The sequence below is a fragment of the Hydrogenophaga sp. genome, assembly GCF_050250835.1.
In the GTDB taxonomy this organism is placed as follows: domain Bacteria; phylum Pseudomonadota; class Gammaproteobacteria; order Burkholderiales; family Burkholderiaceae_C; genus Hydrogenophaga.
In genome coordinates this window covers 191,001-208,462 of sequence record NZ_JBFWNX010000002.1, presented here as the reverse complement: position 1 = coordinate 208,462, position 17,462 = coordinate 191,001, and the positions used below count along the sequence as shown (strand labels likewise).

The window sequence follows — 17,462 nt, the reverse complement described above, 5'->3', positions numbered from 1 at the left end:
CATGGGGGAATGACCAGCACATTCAGAGTACTTCGCTCGCGAAATCGGCCAGGCGCGAGCGTTCGCCGCGCGCCAGCGTGATGTGCCCACCATGTGGCCAGCCCTTGAAGCGGTCCACTGCAAACGTCAGACCCGACGAGCCTTCGGTGAGATAAGGTGTGTCGATCTGCGCCAGGTTGCCCATGCAGATGATTTTGGTGCCCGGGCCGGCGCGGGTGATCAGTGTCTTCATCTGCTTGGGCGTCAGGTTTTGTGCTTCGTCGATGATGACGTACTTGTTCATGAAGGTGCGCCCGCGCATGAAGTTCATGCTCTTGACTTTGATGCGGCTGCGGATGAGCTCGTTGGTGGCTGCGCGCCCCCACTCGCCAGCATTGCCGCCATCGCCCTTGGCCAGGAATTCCAGGTTGTCGTCGAGCGCGCCCATCCAGGGGCCCATCTTTTCTTCCTCGGTACCGGGGAGGAAACCGATGTCCTCGCCCACACTCACGGTGGCGCGGGTCATGATGATCTCGGTGTAGCGCCGGTCGTCCAGCACCTGCGTGAGACCGCTGGCCAGTGCCATCAGCGTCTTGCCGGTGCCGGCGGTACCGGCCAGAGTGACGAAATCGACCTCGGGGTCCATCAGCAGATTGAGTGCGAAGTTCTGCTCTCGGTTGCGACTCGTCACGCCCCACACGGCGTTCTTGAGGTGGGTGTAGTCCTTGAGCGTCTTGAGCACCGCCGTCTTGTCGCGGATCTCGGTCACGCGGGCGTATAGCGATGGCTCACCCGGGGCTTCAAAGTAGACGAACTGGTTGATGTAGAACTGCCCCACTGAGGGGCCGCTCACACGGTAGAAGGTATGGCTGCCGCTTTGCCAGCTCTCGATGGTCTTGCTCTGGCGGGTCCAGAAGTCCTGCGGCAACGCGAGTGCGCCCGCGTAGAGCAATTCACCATCATCCAGCGTCTTGTCGTTCTGGTAGTCCTCGGCGGCCAGGCCCAACGCACGGGCCTTCACCCGCATGTTGATGTCTTTGGACACCAGGATCACCTCTCGCTCCGGGTGTCGTCCGCGCAGCGCGTGCACCACGCCGAGAATCTGGTTGTCGGCCTTGCCCTGCGGCAGGCTCGAGGGCAACTGGTTATCCAGCGGCTCGGTCTGGAAGAAGAGCAGGCCGCGTGCCGACTGGTGGCCAGTGGCCGACAATTTCAGGCCCTTGGTCATGTCGCCACCCTGCTGGGCGACCAGTGCGTCCAGGGTGCGGCTGGTCTGGCGACCGTTGCGGGCGACCTCCGTCATGCCTTTTTTGTGCCCGTCGAGCTCCTCCAGCACGATCATCGGCAGGAAGATGTCGTGTTCCTCGAAGCGGAACAGGCTCATGGGATCGTGCAGGAGCACGTTGGTGTCCAGAACAAACAGCCGGGCGGGTCCGTTGCTGGCCGATTTGCCGCCGTTGCGCCGTCGGTTGCTGGCGACCGGAGAAACGCCGGCTGCAACGGCCGTCGGCACCTCCAGCTGGCCGTTTCTTGCCTGGGAGGGGTGGTTGGGTTGGGGTGCGGCAGGGCTCAACGCCGCTGGCGCGGTGCGCGGCGCCTGATCGCGCGCGTCGGTAGCAGGTTCGGCAGTTTTGCGACCGCGTCCGCGTGATGGTGTGCGCGCCTCCGGGGCATTGGAGCGCATGGCCTGAACGGCCGGAGCCGGTGGGGCACGCTCGGGCTCCGGGGTGGGAACAGTGAAATCGAGCGACTCTTCAGCGGCTTTGAGTGAGTAGGCGTCGGGGGCGAGAAGGGCAGCGCGTTTGGTGGGGGCGGGCGGCAGTGGCATGAGGGCTTGGGGTTCAGCGATAGGCTGGAAAACAAAAAGCCGCCGGGGTGACCGGGCGGCTTTCAGGGCTGCGAGATTTCCTGGCGAAAGGGGGCGGAGCGCAGAGGCTTCCCGTTGTCATGAATTCATTATGCATGAGTCCTGTGACGCTCAACCCCATGTATCAAGTCGTTCGGGCCGCCTGTCGGCAAGACCTCTTACGCGGCCTTCTTCAATGCCTTGACGGCTTTGAGGACTTCTTCCACATGACCGGGCACCTTCAGGCCGCGCCATTCCTGCTTGAGGACACCATCGGGACCGATCAGGAAGGTGCTCCGTTCGATGCCCTTGACCTTCTTGCCGTACATGATCTTGTTCTTGACCACGCCGAACATGTGGCACATCTTCTCTTCGGTATCGGCAATGAGCTCGAAGGGCAATTCGAGCTTGGTCTTGAAGTCGTCGTGCGACTTCATGTTGTCGCGCGAGACGCCGAACACCTGGGCACCGGCCTTGACGAAGTCGCGGTACTTGTCCCGGAACTGCATGGCTTCGGTGGTGCAGCCAGGCGTGTTGTCCTTGGGGTAGAAGTAGAGGACGATGGTCTGGCCGAGGTGGGTCTGGTTGCTGACCTTGATGCCACCGGTGGCCAGAGACTCGAATTCGGGAATGGGTTTGTTGACAACGACTGCCATACTGCGTGGACCCCTGACGTAAGTTGGTGGTGATGCGTTGGCTTCCCGGCTGCTTCACGGCACACCCGGCATGCTGGATGCGAGGAAGGCGCGGCAGGAAACAATCCGCTATTTTACCCTGAACGGTATGCCCCGTCCGATGCGAGGCTGCAGGCGGTCCGGCGGTGGTCGCCGACGTGCTCAGACTTCGACGAGAAGCGCCACCACCACCCGACGTCCTTCGCCAGCCAGGATGTTGAAGGTGCGGCAGGCGGCGGCCGTGTCCATGGTTTCGACGCCGATGCGTTGTGCCATCAGGCTTTGCAGCAGGGCAGGCCGCACGAACCGAAGCCGTGCGCCGCTGCCGAACACCACGAGTTCGGGGGCTTCACCTGCCAGGTTCCCGAGCTGCTCGAAATGTGCGGCCGTGAGGTCTTCGAACCGGGCGCAGTTCCAGTCTTGCAGGGTCCCGGTGGCGCTCAGCACCAGGCTGTGTTCCTTGCGCTGGCCATTCACGGCCACCCACCCTGGGCCGTAGGCGGTGATGGACTGGCCGTCCGGCTGATCGGCGTGAAGTTTCATGGGGCAGCAGCCGAACTGATGGGCCTGGGAACTGTGGTCAAATTGGAGGTTTTCCCTGACGGAGGGGCCGAATATACCCCCGTTGCCACCGCCCGCGACCGTGGTCGCGACATGACCCTTGACCCCCCTCGGAGGGACTTTGAAGACCATCCACAAATCTGCCAAGCTGGCCAACGTCTGCTACGACATTCGCGGGCCGATCATGGACGCGGCTCGCCAGATGGAGGAAGAGGGCCACAAGATCATCAAGCTCAATATCGGCAACCTGGCGGTGTTTGGCTTCGATGCGCCTGAAGAGATCCAGCAGGACATGATCCGCAACCTGCCGAACTCGGCTGGTTACTCGGACAGCAAAGGCATCTTCGCTGCGCGCAAGGCGGTGATGCACGAGACGCAGAAGCAAGGCATCAAGGGTGTCACGCTGGATGACATTTACCTCGGGAACGGCGCGAGCGAGCTGATCGTGATGGCGACCAATGCGCTGCTCGACGATGGCGACGAACTCCTGCTGCCGGCACCGGACTACCCCTTGTGGACCGCCGCGGTCAGCCTCTCGGGCGGCACGCCGGTGCACTACATGTGCGAGGAATCCAATGGCTGGATGCCCGACCTGGACGACATCCGGCGCAAGATCACGCCTGCCACCAAAGGCATCGTGGTCATCAATCCGAACAACCCGACTGGTGCGCTCTATTCGACCGAACTGCTCAATGCCATCGTCGACCTGGCCCGCCAGCATGGACTGGTGATTTTTGCGGACGAGGTGTACGACAAGGTGCTTTACGACGGCGTGCACCACACGGCCATCGCCAGCCTGTCGGACGACGTTCTCACGCTCACCTTCAACTCGCTGTCCAAGAGTTACCGTTCGTGCGGCTATCGAGCCGGCTGGATGATCGTCTCGGGTGACAAGAAGCCGGCCAGGGACTACATCGAGGGCCTGAACATGCTCTCGAACATGCGGCTGTGCGCCAACGTGCCCGGACAGTGGGCGATCCAGACGGCGCTGGGCGGCTACCAGAGCATCAACGATCTGGTGTGCGAGGGAGGGCGCCTGCGGCGCCAGCGCGACCTTGCCTACGAACTCATCACCGCCATTCCCGGTGTGAGCTGCAACAAGCCCTCGGCCGCGCTTTACATGTTCCCTCGGCTCGACCCGAAGATGTACCCGGTCGAAGACGACCAGCAACTCTTCCTGGAACTGCTGCAGGAGACGCGCGTGATGCTGGTGCAAGGCTCGGGTTTCAACTACCCCGACAACCAGCACTTCCGCATTGTTTTCCTGCCCCATGAGGACGATCTGCGAGAAGCCATTGGCCGGGTGGCCCGATTCCTCGAAGGCTGGCGAAAACGCCATGCCGCCTGATATTTCCGTTCCGCAACCAAGACCGACATGAAACCGATCCAAGTAGGCCTCCTGGGCATAGGCACCGTAGGCAGCGGCACGTTCAACGTGCTCCGTCGCAACCAGGAAGAAATCCGCCGACGCGCCGGCCGCGGCATCGAGATCACCATGGTGGCCGATCTGGACACCGAGCGCGCACAGTCCATCGTAGGGCCTGGCGTGAAGGTGGTGAAGGACGCCCGCGAGGTGATCGCCAACCCGGACATCGACATCGTCATCGAACTCATCGGCGGCTACGGCATTGCCCGTTCGCTGGTGATGGAAGCCATTGCCGCCGGCAAGCACGTGGTGACCGCCAACAAGGCGTTGCTCGCGGTGCATGGCACCGAGATTTTTGCCGCCGCCTCGGCCAGGGGCGTGATGGTGGCTTTCGAAGCCGCTGTCGCGGGAGGGATTCCCATCATCAAGGCGCTGCGCGAAGGGCTCACCGCCAACAGCATCCAGTGGATCGCCGGCATCATCAACGGCACCACCAATTTCATCCTTTCCGAAATGCGCGACAAGGGGCTGGATTTCAGCGTCGTGCTCAAGGAGGCGCAGCGCCTGGGCTACGCCGAGGCCGATCCCACGTTCGACATTGAAGGCGTGGATGCCGCACACAAGGTCACGCTCATGAGCGCCATCGCCTTCGGCATCCCGGTGCAGTTCGACAAGGCCTATGTCGAGGGCATCACCCAGCTCGGCGCCACCGACATCAAGTACGCCGAACAGCTCGGCTACCGCATCAAGCTGCTGGGCATCACCAAGCGCGTGGCGCAAGGGATTGAACTGCGCGTGCATCCCAGCCTGGTGCCTTCGAAGCGGCTCATTGCCAACGTGGAAGGCGCGATGAACGCCGTGGTGGTTCACGGCGATGCCGTGGGTGCCACCCTGTACTACGGCAAGGGTGCTGGCAGCGAGCCCACCGCCAGCGCTGTCATTGCCGACCTGGTGGACATCACCCGCCTTCACACCGCGGACCCGCACCACCGCGTGCCGCATCTGGCTTTCCAGCCCGACGCCATGAGCGACCTGCGTGTGCTGCCGATGCGCGAGGTCGTGACGAGCTATTACCTGCGACTGCGCGTGGCCGACCAGGCGGGTGTGCTGGCCAAGGTGACGGGCCTGCTCGCCGGGGCGGGCATCAGCATCGACGCGGTGCTGCAGCGCGAGGCCGATGAAGTCAGCGGCGAAGGTGGCACCTCGACCGACCTGATCATCCTCACGCACAACACCCATGAAGGCACCATGGACGACGCGCTGGCCCAATTGCAGCAACTGCCGACCGTGCTGGCGCCCATCGTGCGCATCCGCAAGGAAGAGTTGAACTGATGCGGTACCTGTCCACGCGCGGCGATCCCGGGCGAAAGCGCTTCTGCGAGATCCTTCTGGAAGGTCTGGCGCCCGACGGTGGCTTGTACCTGCCGGACCACTATCCTCAGGTGGATGCGGCCACGCTTGCGCGCTGGCGCCAGGTGTTCAATGGGGGGGGCAGCGGTGGCTATGCCGGGCTGGCTTTCGAGATCCTCTCGCTCTACATCGACGACATCCCTGCGACCGACCTGCGCGCGCTGTGCGAGAAGACCTACACCGAAGCGGTGTACGGTACGCCGCAGATCGTGCCGCTGAAGAAGCTGGAAAACGGGTTCTATCTGGAGGCGCTGTCCAACGGCCCTACGCTGGCCTTCAAGGACATGGCCATGCAGTTGCTGGGCAACCTCTTCGAATACGAACTCGGCCGGCGCGGGGAAGCGCTCAACATTCTGGGTGCCACCAGCGGCGACACCGGTAGCGCGGCGGAATACGCGATGCGCGGCAAGCAGGGTGTGAGTGTCTTCATGCTCAGCCCCCATGGCCGCATGAGCCCGTTCCAGCAGGCGCAGATGTTCAGTCTGATGGACGAGAACATCCACAACATCGCCATTGAGGGTGTATTCGACGACTGCCAGGACATCGTCAAGAACGTCAGCAACGATCTGGCTTTCAAACATGCCTATCGGATCGGGACGGTGAACTCGATCAACTGGGCGCGGTTGCTGGCGCAGGTGGTTTACTACTTCGCAGGCTATTTTCAAGCCACCGAACCTTCGACAGGCTCAGGGCGATCGGAGCGTGTGGATTTCACAGTGCCGTCGGGCAACTTCGGCAACGTCTGCGCTGGCCATGTCGCACGCCAGATGGGTTTGCCGATCCACCAGCTGGTGGTGGCCACCAACGAAAACGACGTGCTCGATGAGTTCTTCCGCACCGGCGTGTACCGTGTGCGCGCCAGTGCCGATACGCACGAGACCTCCAGCCCGTCGATGGACATCTCCAAGGCCAGCAACTTCGAGCGTTTTGTCTTCGACCTGCTGGGACGCGATGGTGCGCGCGTGAAGGCGCTGTTCGGCGAAACGCTTACGCGCACCGGCCGCTTCGATCTGAGTGCCGATCCGGCGTTTGCCGCTGCCGCAGGCCGCTACGGTTTTCGCAGCGGCAAAAGCACCCACGCGGACCGCCTGACGACCATTCGCGACGTTCATGCACGCCACGGCGTGGTGATCGACACCCACACGGCCGATGGCGTGAAGGTGGCGCGCGAGCACCAGGACACAGCCGTGCCCATGATCGTGCTGGAGACCGCCTTGCCCATCAAGTTCGCCGAGACCATTGTCGAGGCGCTGGGGCGCCAGCCCGATCGGCCGTCGAAGTTCAACGGTATTGAGCAACTGCCCAAGCGCGTGAAGGTGATGCCCGCAGACACCGCTGCCGTGCAGGCCTTCATCGCCGAGCATTGCGCGCCACGCGCATGAGGGTCGCCGGCTTCGCGGGGTTTTCCGGATCGGGCAAGACCACCCTGGTGGAGCAGCTCATCGGTGCGCTGCGTTTGCGCGGCCAGCGCGTCTCGGTGATCAAGCACGCGCACCACCGCTTCGACATCGACCACCCCGGCAAGGACACCTGGCGCCATCGGGAGGCGGGCGCCTTCGAGGTGTTGGCCGCCTCCCCCCGGCGCGTCGTGATCATGCGCGAACTCACCGAGCGCGTGGAGCACGATGTGCATGCGCTGCTGGCCGAGTTGCACCCCGAAGTGGACTGGGTGCTGGTCGAGGGCTTCAAAGAGAGCGACCTGCCCAAGATCGAGGTCTGGCGGGCCGCCAGTTCAGTGCCGGTGCGTTACCCGGCTGATCCCTTCGTGGTCGCCATCGCCACCGACAGCCCAGAGGCCCTGCCCGAGCCCGCCCTGCGCCCGGTGCTGGATTTGAACCGCGCCGATGACGTGGCCGCCTGGTTGCTCGACAATGCACAACGGTTCGAATACCCCAGCCGCGACCGATACACGAGCCTGTCATGAACGCCCCACAGAAATCCGCCGCCCGCGCTCCGCTGATGTCGCTGGACGCGGCCATGGCCGACTTGCTCGGTCGCGTCGAAGCGCTCACGGCGGTGGAAACCGTGGCCACTTTCGATGCCGACGGCCGTGTGCTGGCTGAAGACCTGGTGTCGGCCTTGCAGGTGCCGCCCAACGACAACTCCTCGATGGACGGCTATGCGGTGCGTGTGGCCGATGTCACCGAAACTGGGGTGGTCCTGCGCGTGAGCCAGCGCATTGCTGCCGGCCACGCGGCCCAGCCGCTGGAGCCTGGCACCTGCGCACGCATCTTCACAGGTGCGCCCATGCCCGAGGGCGCAGACGCCGTGGTGATGCAGGAAGACACGGTCGAGGTCGGCGGCGACATTCACGCCGTGCACATCCAGGCCGTGCCCGAGGCTGGGCAATGGGTGCGGCGTGCAGGGGAAGACGTGACGCGCGGTGCGGTCGTGCTCGCGCGCGGCCAGCGGCTGGCACCTTCTGGCCTCGGGCTGGCCGCGAGCCTGGGTCGCGCCCGCCTGAGCGTGAAGGTTCGCCCGCGCGTGGCCCTTTTCTCGACCGGCGACGAACTCGTCATGCCCGGGGAGGTGGCGCCCGAGGCCATGAAGCCAGGCGCCATCTACAACTCCAACCGCTTTTTCCTGCGTGCCTTGTTGCACCGCATGGGGTGTGAGGTGAGCGACCTGGGCATCGTGCCCGATCGGCGCGAGGCCACGCTGGCCGCACTCAAGACCGCTGCCGATCACCACGACCTCATCCTCACCAGCGGTGGCGTCTCGGTGGGCGAGGAAGATCACATCAAACCCTCGGTGCAGCAGCTGGGCAGTCTGGACCTTTGGCAGATTGGCATGAAGCCCGGCAAGCCCTTTGCCTACGGCAGCGTGCGGCGCGATGCGGGTGCCGGCCCCGCCGCCAGCACCCCCTGTCACTTCATCGGCCTGCCCGGCAACCCGGTGTCGAGTTTCGTCACCTTTCTGCTCCTCGTGCGCCCGTTCCTGCTCAAGCTGCAAGGTGTTCCCGTCGACGGTGTGCATGCCCTGCCGCCACCTGTGAAGCTGCCTGCGCATTTCTCCGTGGCGCGCGCCGACAAACGCCGCGAATTCCTGCGCGTGCGCCGCAACGCCGCCGGCGGTCTCGACCTGTTTCCCAACCAGAGCTCGGGCGTGCTCACCTCGGCGGTGTGGGGCGATGGCCTGGTCGACAACCCGGCCGGCACCACCATTGCGCGCGGCGACCTTGTTTCCTACCTCTCGTTTTCGGATCTGCTGGCATGAAAGTCCAATTGCGTTACTTTGCCTCCCTGCGCGAAACGCTCGGCAAGGGTGCCGAATCGGTGGACACTCAGGCCACCACGCTGGGTGCCTTGCGTGCCGAGCTGGTGGCACGTGGCGGTGCCTATGCCGAAGCCCTGGCCCTGGGCAAGTCGGTGCGTGTGGCGTTGAACCAGACCATGAGCGAAGAGTCCGCTGTCGTGAGCGAAGGCGCCGAAGTGGGCTTCTTCCCGCCAGTGACAGGTGGCTGAGATGGGGCCACGCGTCAGCATCCAGGCCGAGGATTTCGATCTCTCTGCGGAGGTGGCGAAGCTGCGTTTGCAGGACAAGCGTGTGGGCGCGGTCTGCAGCTTCATCGGCACGGTGCGCGACCGCAACGATGGCCAGAGCGTGAACACCCTGGAGCTGGAGCACTACCCCGGCATGACGGAAAAATCCATCGAGGCCATGATCGACGAGGCCCATCAGCGCTTCGACCTGTTTGGCGCGCGTGTGATCCATCGCGTGGGCCTCCTGCAGCCGCTGGACCAGATCGTGCTTGTGGTGGTGACCTCCGCGCACCGGGGCGAGAGTTTCCAGGCTTGCGAATTCCTCATGGACTACCTCAAGACCCAGGCGCCATTCTGGAAAAAGGAACAGACGCCGCAAGGCGCACGCTGGGTGGACGCCCGTGTGAGCGACGACGCGGCCTTGGCGCGTTGGGGCATCGAGGTGAAGAATGGCTGAGCATCCGGCCCGCATGCCACTGCGCGCCTCTGACATCGAAACACTGGAACGCGCCACGCTGCAAGCGGTGGCGCCCGAGGCGGTGGAGATCCTGCCCGGCTGGTTGTTGCCCATGGATGGTGGCACGGTGGGGCGAGCCCACAGCGCGGTGCCGCTGTCGCACGAGCAGCCAGATACCGGCGTGTTGAACGCCATCGTGAATCGGTACGAGGCGCGGGGTTTCGCACCAGTGTTCCGCCTGCCCGACATCGACGCATTCCACGGCATGCACCGTGCGCTGCAAAGACAGGGCTTCACCCGCAGGCAACCCACGCTGACCCAGACCGCCCGCGTGGCCGATCTCCTGGCGATGCCTGCCGGCCTGGCGGGCGAGCTGGCGGCAGCGCCCGATGCCGCCTGGCTGGCCATGTTCCTGGGCGAGGGACTGGACCCGGTCGACGGCATCAGCCGGGCGCGTTCGCTCGCTCGGGCGGCGGGAACGATGTATGCCAGTTGGCGTGAGGACGGCCAGACGCTCGCCTGCGGCGCAGCCTCGTTCAGCCATGGCTGGCTGGGTGTCCACGGCATGCGGACCGCGGCTGCGCAGCGCGGCCGCGGTCTGGCCGCGCGTTTGCTGCGCACCATGGCGCAGGAGGCCGAACGCCGGGGCATCGAGCGGGTGTTCCTGCAGGTGGATGCCAGCAACGCGCCCGCGCTCTCGCTCTACCGCCGGCTCGGATTCGGCACCGCCTGGCCATACGCCTACTGGCGCCGCACGCAACCGCCCAGCGCTTGATCTGCGTCAACCCAGTGGCGCGAGGCTGCGGGTGTTGGCGCCTGCTGGCTTGAAAATGGGGTGAGCACACCCATGTGCGGTGAAGTTCTGAATATCCGGAGAGCCCCGACATGCGACTCGACAAACTCACCACCAAGTTCCAGGAAGCGCTGAGCGAAGCCCAGACGCTGGCGCTGGGCAGCGATCACGCTTACATCGAACCGGTCCATTTGCTGCTGGCGTTGCTGCGCCAGGCCGACGGGCCGCAATCCCTGCTGCAACGCGCCGGTGTCAACGTGCCTGGCCTGAGCATGGCCGCCGAGGCGGCCATGAAACGACTGCCTGAAGTGCAAGGGCAGGACCAGGTGCAGGTGGGCCCCGATCTGGCAAAGCTGCTGCAGGCCACCGAAAAAGAGGCCATCAAGCGAGGCGATCAATTTATCGCCAGCGAACTTTTTCTGCTTGCCGTGGCCGACAGCAAGGGTGAACTGGGCCGCATCGCCAACGAGAACGGCCTGAACCGCAAGAGCCTGGAGTCGGCCATCACGGCCGTGCGCGGTGGCCAGAAAATGGACAACCCCGAGGCCGAAGGCCAGCGCGAGGCGCTCAAGAAATACACGCTCGACCTCACCGAGCGCGCCCGCCTGGGCAAGCTCGACCCTGTGATCGGGCGCGACGATGAAATCCGCCGTGCCATCCAGGTTCTGCAGCGCCGCACCAAGAACAATCCCGTGCTGATCGGCGAACCCGGCGTGGGCAAGACCGCCATCGTCGAAGGCCTGGCCCAGCGCATCGTGGCCGGTGAAGTGCCCGACTCGCTCAAAGGCAAGCGGGTGCTCAGCCTGGACATGGCCGCGCTGCTGGCCGGCGCAAAGTTTCGCGGTGAGTTCGAAGAACGCCTGAAAACCGTGTTGAACGAGCTGGCCAAGGATGAAGGCCAGACCATCGTCTTCATCGACGAGCTCCACACGATGGTGGGCGCCGGCAAGGCCGAAGGCGCCATGGACGCGGGCAACATGCTCAAGCCGGCGCTCGCGCGCGGCGAGCTGCACTGTGTGGGCGCCACCACGCTCGACGAATACCGCAAGTACATCGAGAAAGACGCCGCGCTGGAGCGCCGCTTCCAGAAGATCCTGGTGGGCGAGCCCAGCGTGGAGGCCACCATTGCCATCCTGCGCGGCTTGCAGGAAAAGTACGAGGTTCACCACGGCGTGCAGATCACCGACCCGGCCATCGTGGCCGCGGCCGAACTCAGCCAGCGCTACATCACAGACCGCTTCCTGCCGGACAAGGCCATTGACCTGATCGACGAGGCCGCGTCCAAGATCAAGATCGAACTCGATTCCAAACCTGAAGTGATGGATCGGCTCGATCGCCGGATGATCCAGCTTCAGATCGAGCGCGAGGCGGTGCGCCGCGAGAAAGACGAAGCCTCGCAGAAACGCTTTGGCCTGATCGAGGAGGAAATTGGCCGCCTGAAGAAGGAAATCGCCGACTACGACGAGATCTGGCAGGCCGAGAAGGCCTCCGCACTGGGCTCCAAGGACGTGATGGAAGAGATGGACCGCATCCGCTCGCAGATCAAGACTTTCACCGAGAAGGGTGACTTCAACAAGGTCGCCGAACTGCAATACGGCAAACTGCCCGAGCTGGAGAAGCGCCTGAAGGACGCGCAGGCGGTGGAGTCTGGCAAGGCGCATAACAAGGACGGCAAGGGCCGCCCTCAGCTCTTGCGCACCCAGGTGGGTGCCGAAGAGATCGCCGAGGTCGTGGCCCGTGCCACCGGCATCCCGGTGTCCAAGCTCATGCAGGGAGAGCGCGACAAGCTGCTGCTGATGGAAGGCAAGTTGCACGAGCGCGTGGTCGGCCAGGACGAGGCCATCTCTGCGGTGGCCAATGCCATCCGCCGTTCGCGTTCGGGCCTGTCCGATCCCAACCGGCCCACCGGCTCGTTCCTGTTCCTCGGCCCCACCGGCGTGGGCAAGACCGAGCTGTGCAAAGCCTTGGCCGGCTTCCTGTTCGACAGCGAAGACCACCTGGTGCGCATCGACATGAGCGAGTTCATGGAGAAGCACTCCGTGGCCCGCCTCATCGGCGCGCCACCCGGCTACGTGGGCTACGAGGAAGGCGGTTACCTCACCGAGGCCGTGCGCCGCAAGCCTTACAGCGTGCTGCTGCTCGACGAGGTTGAAAAAGCCCATCCGGACGTGTTCAACGTGCTGCTGCAGGTGCTCGACGACGGCCGCCTCACCGATGGCCAGGGTCGAACCGTGGATTTCAAGAACACCGTGATCGTCATGACGAGCAACATCGGCTCGCCATTGATCCAGGCCATGGTGGGCGAGCCCTACGACGATGTGAAGGAAGCCGTGTGGGGCGAGCTCAAGAACCACTTCCGGCCCGAGTTCCTGAACCGCATTGACGAGACCGTGGTGTTCCATGCGCTGGATGCGCAGCACATCGAGTCGATTGCCGCGATCCAGCTCAAAGTGCTGGAGGCCCGCCTGGCCAGGATGGACCTGCACCTCAAGGTGTCGGCGGCGGCGCTGGCCGAATTGGCCAAGGTTGGCTTCGACCCGGTGTTTGGCGCCCGTCCGCTCAAGCGCGCCATCCAGCAGCGCATCGAGAATCCGCTCTCGAAGTTCCTGCTGGAAGGCCGCTACCCGCCGAAATCGGTGATCCCGGTGGAGGTGGATCCAGTGCGCGATCCCGGCGTTTTCCAGTTTGGTGACGCGGTGGCCGAAGCCTGATCGGCCGCGCCGGGCCGCCATCCATCGCGGATGGGGGCTCGGCTCTACCCACGGGAGAACCTGCGGCCTATCATGCCCTTCATGACGCAGATCCCTCCCACCCTTCCCCTGAAGGCGCTGTTCGACGCACAGCACCATGCCAGCCGTGCGCAGATCGACGTGCCCCTGGCGGTTCGACGCGACCGGCTCGCTCGGCTGCGCGCATTGATCGAGACCAACGCCCCCGCGCTGTCCGACGCCATTCAGGCCGATTTCGGTGTTCGTTCCCGCCAGCTCACCGAGGCGGCCGATCTCTTCGTGCTGCGCGCCGCCATCGGACAGTTGCTGAAAGAACTGCCGCGCTGGATGAAATCGCAGCGTGTGGCGACGCCGCTCTACCTGCTGCCCGCCCGCGCCCACATTCAGCGCCAGCCGCTGGGCGTGGTCGGCGTCATCGGCCCCTGGAATTACCCGCTGCAACTCAACCTGGGGCCAGCGGCCACCGCGCTGGCCGCTGGCAACCGCGTGCTGCTCAAACCCAGTGAACTCACGCCCCACACCTCGGCCCTCATGGCTTCGCTGGTGCAGCAGGCCTTCTCGGCCGACGAGTTCAGCGTCGTGCTCGGCGGGGCCGATGTGGCGCAGGCGTTTTCTGCCTTACCGTTCGACCACCTTTTCTTCACCGGATCCACGTCGGTCGGTCGCATGGTGGCCGCTGCGGCAGCCGCCAACCTCACGCCCACCACGCTTGAACTCGGCGGCAAGTCGCCTTGCGTGGTGGATGCCTCATGCGACCTGAACACTGCGGCCATCAAGATCGCCCACGGGAAACTGCTCAATGCGGGCCAGACCTGCATTGCGCCCGATTACGTGCTGCTGCCGCGCGGCCAGGAAGCCGCGTTCGAGCAAGCCTACGCCGCCGCCGTGGCCCAGCTGTTCCCCACCATCGCCGGCAATCCCGACTACGCGGCCATCGTGAGCGATCGCCACCTGGCACGCCTCACCGCCCTGCTGGACGAAGCCCGCGCCCAGGGCGCAAGGGTGGTGGACCTGTCGCCTTCGTCAGGCCCCACGCCTGCCTCCAGTCGCCAGATGAACCCCACCCTGGTGTTCAACCCGGCTCCCGAGCTGCGCCTGATGAAGGAAGAGCTCTTCGGGCCCATCCTGCCCGTGCTGCCGTATGACACGATGGACGAAGCCATCGCCTTCATCAACGCGCGGCCCCGTCCGCTGGCCCAGTACTGGTTTGGTACTGATTCGGCTTCGCGCGACCGCTTGTTGCGCAGCACGGTCAGTGGTGGCGTGACGGTCAACGACACGCTGATGCACGTGGCCCATGAGGGGCTGCCCTTTGGCGGCGTTGGCGACAGCGGCTGGGGCTCTTACCACGGCGAATCCGGTTTCCTGCGCTTCACCCAGCAAAAGCCGGTGCTGGAGCAATCGCGCTGGGCCATGGGCCATCTGTTCTACCCCCCTTATGGGGTGAGGTTCGATCGCGTGATGGGCCTGCTCAAGCGCTGGCTCTGAGCGGGTCTCTCCCGGCTTCTTCCTCGTCCGCGTCCAGCGCAGACGAAACCGCTGATGTGTCTTGCAGCAGGCCGCGGTGCTGCAAATCGAGCGCGAGTTCGCCCACGTCCTCACCCAGCAGCAGCGAGAGTTCCTGCAAGCTTCGCCGACCGTTGGCCATCAGCAGCAGGGTGTGCACCTGCCGGCCCACCAGGTCGGGGCGGGCCAGTGCCTCCCAGGCACGGGGCGTTTTGGCGAAGCGTCTGACGTGGCTCATGTCTTTGGTCCCTGCTGCAGATTGCCAGAGGGATATGACAACGCCTTGACGTCCCAACGCAGAAAGGCTGGAAGCAGATTCAGGTTCAGGTTCAGGTTCAGGTGCGGGTAGGCATCTGCGAGCTCCACCGCGTGGGCGCATGACCCATGGCGGCCTTGAACATGGCGCTGAAGGCGCTGTCGCTCGCATAGCCCGTGGCGGCAGCCACCTGGCCGATGGGAACGCCGCGCGCCAGCAAGGGCAGGGCATGGGCGATCACCGCCTGCTGCCGCCAGCGCTGGTAGGTGGTGCCCAGTTCGTCGCGGAACAGGCGCGCCACCGTGCGCTCGCTCGCGCCGGTGTCGGCCGCCCATTCGGCGAGCGTGGCGCGTTCGCCGGGCGCGTTGAGCACGGCCTCGCACAGGGCACGCAGTCGCTTGTCTCGTGGCAGCGGCACGCCCAGGGGCTGGGTGTCGGCATGGGCCAGTTCGTCCAGCACCAGGCCGGCCAGCAGGCGGTCGCGCGCGGGTTCGGCGGCGCGTCGGGTGGCGGCGTCCATGGCCTGAATCAATTCTCTCAACAGCGGCGAGACAACGATCATGCGGCAGTCGTGCCAACCCTTGGGCGCGGACCCGGCGTGGATGTAGAGCGTGCGCAGTTCGGCGGCTTCGCGCACCGTGACGGCGTGGCGCAGGCCCGGCGCGATCCAGACCGCACGCGAGGGCGGCACGATGTAGGTGACCGCCTGCAGGCCGGGGTCGTGCGGCACCGTCATCACCTGCACGATGCCGGTGGCGCAGTAGGCCAGTTGGCCCCAGGGGTGGTTGTGGGGCTCGAAGTGGGTGTCGGCGCTGAGCGCGCGGGAGCGCACGCGCACCGGACGCACCGCGTCGGGCGTGAAAGGATCGGGATCGCCCAGGGGCGTGGGGCGCAGGCGGCGGGCGGCGGACATTCGAGGGGTGGGTGCAGGGTTGGCTGGTTTTCGCGGAAAGGTGACAGATCGTCGCGATTCTGCAGAAGACCTTGAGTCTACGATCGCGCCATGTCTTCCTCAAGCACCGCCCATCCCTTGCCTCCCGTTGCCCTTCGCCAGGATGCCAGCCTCATCGGCCTGGTCGGGCTGGCTCACCTCATCAGCCACTTCAGCCAGTTGCTGTTGGCGCCGCTGTTTCCGTGGCTCAAGGATGCGTTCAACGCCAGCTACGCCGAACTTGGCTTTCTGATGACGGTGTTCTTCGTTACCTCCTGCGCGGTGCAGGCCACCTCGGGTTTCGTGGTGGACCGCTTCGGACCGCGCCCGGTGCTGTTTGCCGGGCTCACACTGCTGGGGCTGGCGGCCTTTGGCTTCGCGGTCAGCACCGGCTACTGGATGATGGCCTTTTTCGCCATCGTCGCGGGCGTGGGCAATGGCGTGTTCCATCCGGTGGACTACACGCTGCTCAACCGCAAGGTGAGCGCACCCCGCCTGGGGCATGCCTACAGCGTGCACGGCATCACCGGCAGCCTGGGCTGGGCATTGGCGCCAGCCATGATGGTGCCGATCGCCCTGGCTTTTTCCTGGCGCGTGGCGCTGGCCAGCGCCGGAGTGCTCGCGTTTGTGGTGCTGGCCGTGCTGTGGTTGCACCGCGAGCGCCTGAGCCTGCCTGCGGCGCCCAGGCCGGTGCAGGGCAGCAGCCCTGTGCACGCCGAAGATGCCATGGCCTTTCTGCGCATCCCGGCAGTGTGGATGTGCTTCGGGTTTTTCTTTTTCTATGCCATGGCCCTCAGCGTGGTGCAGGCCTTCGCGCCCGTGGCAGCCGGCCAGTTGCATGGCGTGCCGCTGGCGCTGGTGGCGGTGTGCCTGACCACCTACATGGTGTGTGCGGCCGGTGGCATGGTGCTGGGGGGCTTTCTGGCTTCAGACCCGGCGCGCTGCGAACGCGTGGTGGGCGTGGGCTTTGGCCTGGCGGCCGGCGTGGCCCTGTTGCTGGCGCTGGGCGATGTGCCCGCGGCGGCGGTGCCAGTGCTGTTTGGCGCCATGGGTTTCACCTCTGGCATTGCGGGCCCTTCGCGCGACTTGCTGGTGAAGAAATCCACCCCCGAGAATGCCACCGGCCGTGTCTATGGCGTGGTCTATTCGGGGCTGGATATCGGCCAGGCCATTGCTCCGCTGATCTTCGGCCTGCTCATGGACCACGGCCAGTTCCGTGGGGTGCTGCTGGGCCTGGCTTTGGTGCAGCTCGTGCTGATCGCCAGCGCCTTCAACGTGCGACGCGCGCGGCGCACGCCGCTGCTGCCGGTTGCCGGGGTCTGAGGTCTTTCTTCTGCATATCCTGCGCGCGACCCGCGCAGCGGTCGCCGCCATGCGACCTCCGGTGTGGGTGGCACTCCAGATGGTCATGCCGCGTGCCGATGCAACAGGTATAACAACGGGTAAGGCCCGTTGTCAGGCCCCAGACCCCT

General features: G+C 65.1%; 16 protein-coding genes. 11 read left to right on the top strand and 5 right to left on the bottom strand.

Annotated elements, in window-relative coordinates; all coding sequences use genetic code 11:
- Nucleotides 1–22 precede the first annotated feature (22 nt).
- The 3 genes from AB7F11_RS04195 to AB7F11_RS04185 all read right to left on the bottom strand — a co-directional run bounded on the left by AB7F11_RS04195 (nucleotide 23) and on the right by AB7F11_RS04185 (nucleotide 3,042).
- On the bottom strand, nucleotides 23–1,807 hold the full coding sequence (locus AB7F11_RS04195) for a PhoH family protein (RefSeq protein ID WP_428289516.1): 1,785 nt from the start codon (nucleotides 1,805–1,807) through the stop codon (nucleotides 23–25).
- Between the two features lie 197 nt (nucleotides 1,808–2,004).
- Nucleotides 2,005–2,481 carry a peroxiredoxin gene (locus AB7F11_RS04190; RefSeq protein WP_428289515.1) on the bottom strand — a complete coding sequence of 159 codons (477 nt, stop codon included), beginning with the start codon at nucleotides 2,479–2,481 and terminating at the stop codon, nucleotides 2,005–2,007.
- A 180-nt stretch (nucleotides 2,482–2,661) separates the two neighbouring features.
- Nucleotides 2,662–3,042 carry an Mth938-like domain-containing protein gene (locus AB7F11_RS04185; RefSeq protein ID WP_428289514.1) on the bottom strand — a complete coding sequence of 127 codons (381 nt, stop codon included), beginning with the start codon at nucleotides 3,040–3,042 and terminating at the stop codon, nucleotides 2,662–2,664.
- Between the two features lie 139 nt (nucleotides 3,043–3,181).
- Between AB7F11_RS04185 and AB7F11_RS04180 the strand changes: the two genes are divergently transcribed.
- The 10 genes from AB7F11_RS04180 (at nucleotide 3,182) to AB7F11_RS04135 (ending at nucleotide 14,785) form a co-directional block, all read left to right on the top strand.
- Nucleotides 3,182–4,408, top strand: a complete 1,227-nt coding sequence (locus AB7F11_RS04180; protein ID WP_428289513.1) for a pyridoxal phosphate-dependent aminotransferase — start codon at nucleotides 3,182–3,184, stop codon at nucleotides 4,406–4,408.
- 27 nt (nucleotides 4,409–4,435) lie between these two features.
- Complete coding sequence (locus AB7F11_RS04175) at nucleotides 4,436–5,758, top strand: homoserine dehydrogenase (RefSeq protein WP_428289512.1); 1,323 nt, start codon at nucleotides 4,436–4,438, stop codon at nucleotides 5,756–5,758.
- Complete coding sequence (thrC, locus tag AB7F11_RS04170) at nucleotides 5,758–7,218, top strand: threonine synthase (protein ID WP_428289511.1); 1,461 nt, start codon at nucleotides 5,758–5,760, stop codon at nucleotides 7,216–7,218. The genes AB7F11_RS04175 and thrC overlap by 1 nt, the downstream gene beginning before the upstream one ends.
- Nucleotides 7,215–7,760 (top strand): molybdopterin-guanine dinucleotide biosynthesis protein B, encoded by a 546-nt coding sequence (gene mobB / locus AB7F11_RS04165; RefSeq protein WP_428289510.1) that lies wholly within the window; start codon nucleotides 7,215–7,217, stop codon nucleotides 7,758–7,760. The genes thrC and mobB overlap by 4 nt, the downstream gene beginning before the upstream one ends.
- Nucleotides 7,757–9,052, top strand: coding sequence for a molybdopterin molybdotransferase MoeA (locus AB7F11_RS04160; RefSeq protein ID WP_428289509.1), 1,296 nt, complete (start codon nucleotides 7,757–7,759; stop codon nucleotides 9,050–9,052). The genes mobB and AB7F11_RS04160 overlap by 4 nt, the downstream gene beginning before the upstream one ends.
- Nucleotides 9,049–9,300, top strand: coding sequence for a molybdopterin converting factor subunit 1 (gene moaD / locus AB7F11_RS04155; protein ID WP_428289508.1), 252 nt, complete (start codon nucleotides 9,049–9,051; stop codon nucleotides 9,298–9,300). Before AB7F11_RS04160 ends, moaD begins: the two co-directional genes overlap by 4 nt.
- 1 nt (nucleotide 9,301) lies before the next feature.
- Nucleotides 9,302–9,775, top strand: coding sequence for a molybdenum cofactor biosynthesis protein MoaE (locus tag AB7F11_RS04150; RefSeq protein WP_428289507.1), 474 nt, complete (start codon nucleotides 9,302–9,304; stop codon nucleotides 9,773–9,775).
- 13 nt (nucleotides 9,776–9,788) lie between these two features.
- Nucleotides 9,789–10,550 carry a GNAT family N-acetyltransferase gene (locus AB7F11_RS04145; protein ID WP_428299855.1) on the top strand — a complete coding sequence of 254 codons (762 nt, stop codon included), beginning with the start codon at nucleotides 9,789–9,791 and terminating at the stop codon, nucleotides 10,548–10,550.
- Nucleotides 10,551–10,660: 110 nt separating this feature from the next.
- Complete coding sequence (gene clpB / locus AB7F11_RS04140) at nucleotides 10,661–13,279, top strand: ATP-dependent chaperone ClpB (RefSeq protein WP_428289505.1); 2,619 nt, start codon at nucleotides 10,661–10,663, stop codon at nucleotides 13,277–13,279.
- A gap of 81 nt (nucleotides 13,280–13,360) precedes the next feature.
- Nucleotides 13,361–14,785: a coniferyl aldehyde dehydrogenase gene (locus tag AB7F11_RS04135; RefSeq protein WP_428289504.1), complete on the top strand. Its 1,425-nt coding sequence runs from the start codon at nucleotides 13,361–13,363 to the stop codon at nucleotides 14,783–14,785.
- On the opposite strand, the gene AB7F11_RS04130 is transcribed toward AB7F11_RS04135, so the two are convergent.
- Nucleotides 14,769–15,041 (bottom strand): hypothetical protein, encoded by a 273-nt coding sequence (locus AB7F11_RS04130; RefSeq protein WP_428289503.1) that lies wholly within the window; start codon nucleotides 15,039–15,041, stop codon nucleotides 14,769–14,771. The genes AB7F11_RS04135 and AB7F11_RS04130 overlap by 17 nt on opposite strands.
- 97 nt (nucleotides 15,042–15,138) lie before the next feature.
- Nucleotides 15,139–15,972, bottom strand: coding sequence for an AraC family transcriptional regulator (locus tag AB7F11_RS04125; RefSeq protein ID WP_428289502.1), 834 nt, complete (start codon nucleotides 15,970–15,972; stop codon nucleotides 15,139–15,141).
- Between the two features lie 90 nt (nucleotides 15,973–16,062).
- Here AB7F11_RS04125 and AB7F11_RS04120 point away from each other — a divergent pair, with 90 nt between their 5' ends.
- A complete protein-coding gene (locus tag AB7F11_RS04120) occupies nucleotides 16,063–17,313 on the top strand; it encodes an MFS transporter (RefSeq protein WP_428289501.1) in 1,251 nt (416 codons plus the stop codon).
- Nucleotides 17,314–17,462 lie beyond the last annotated feature (149 nt).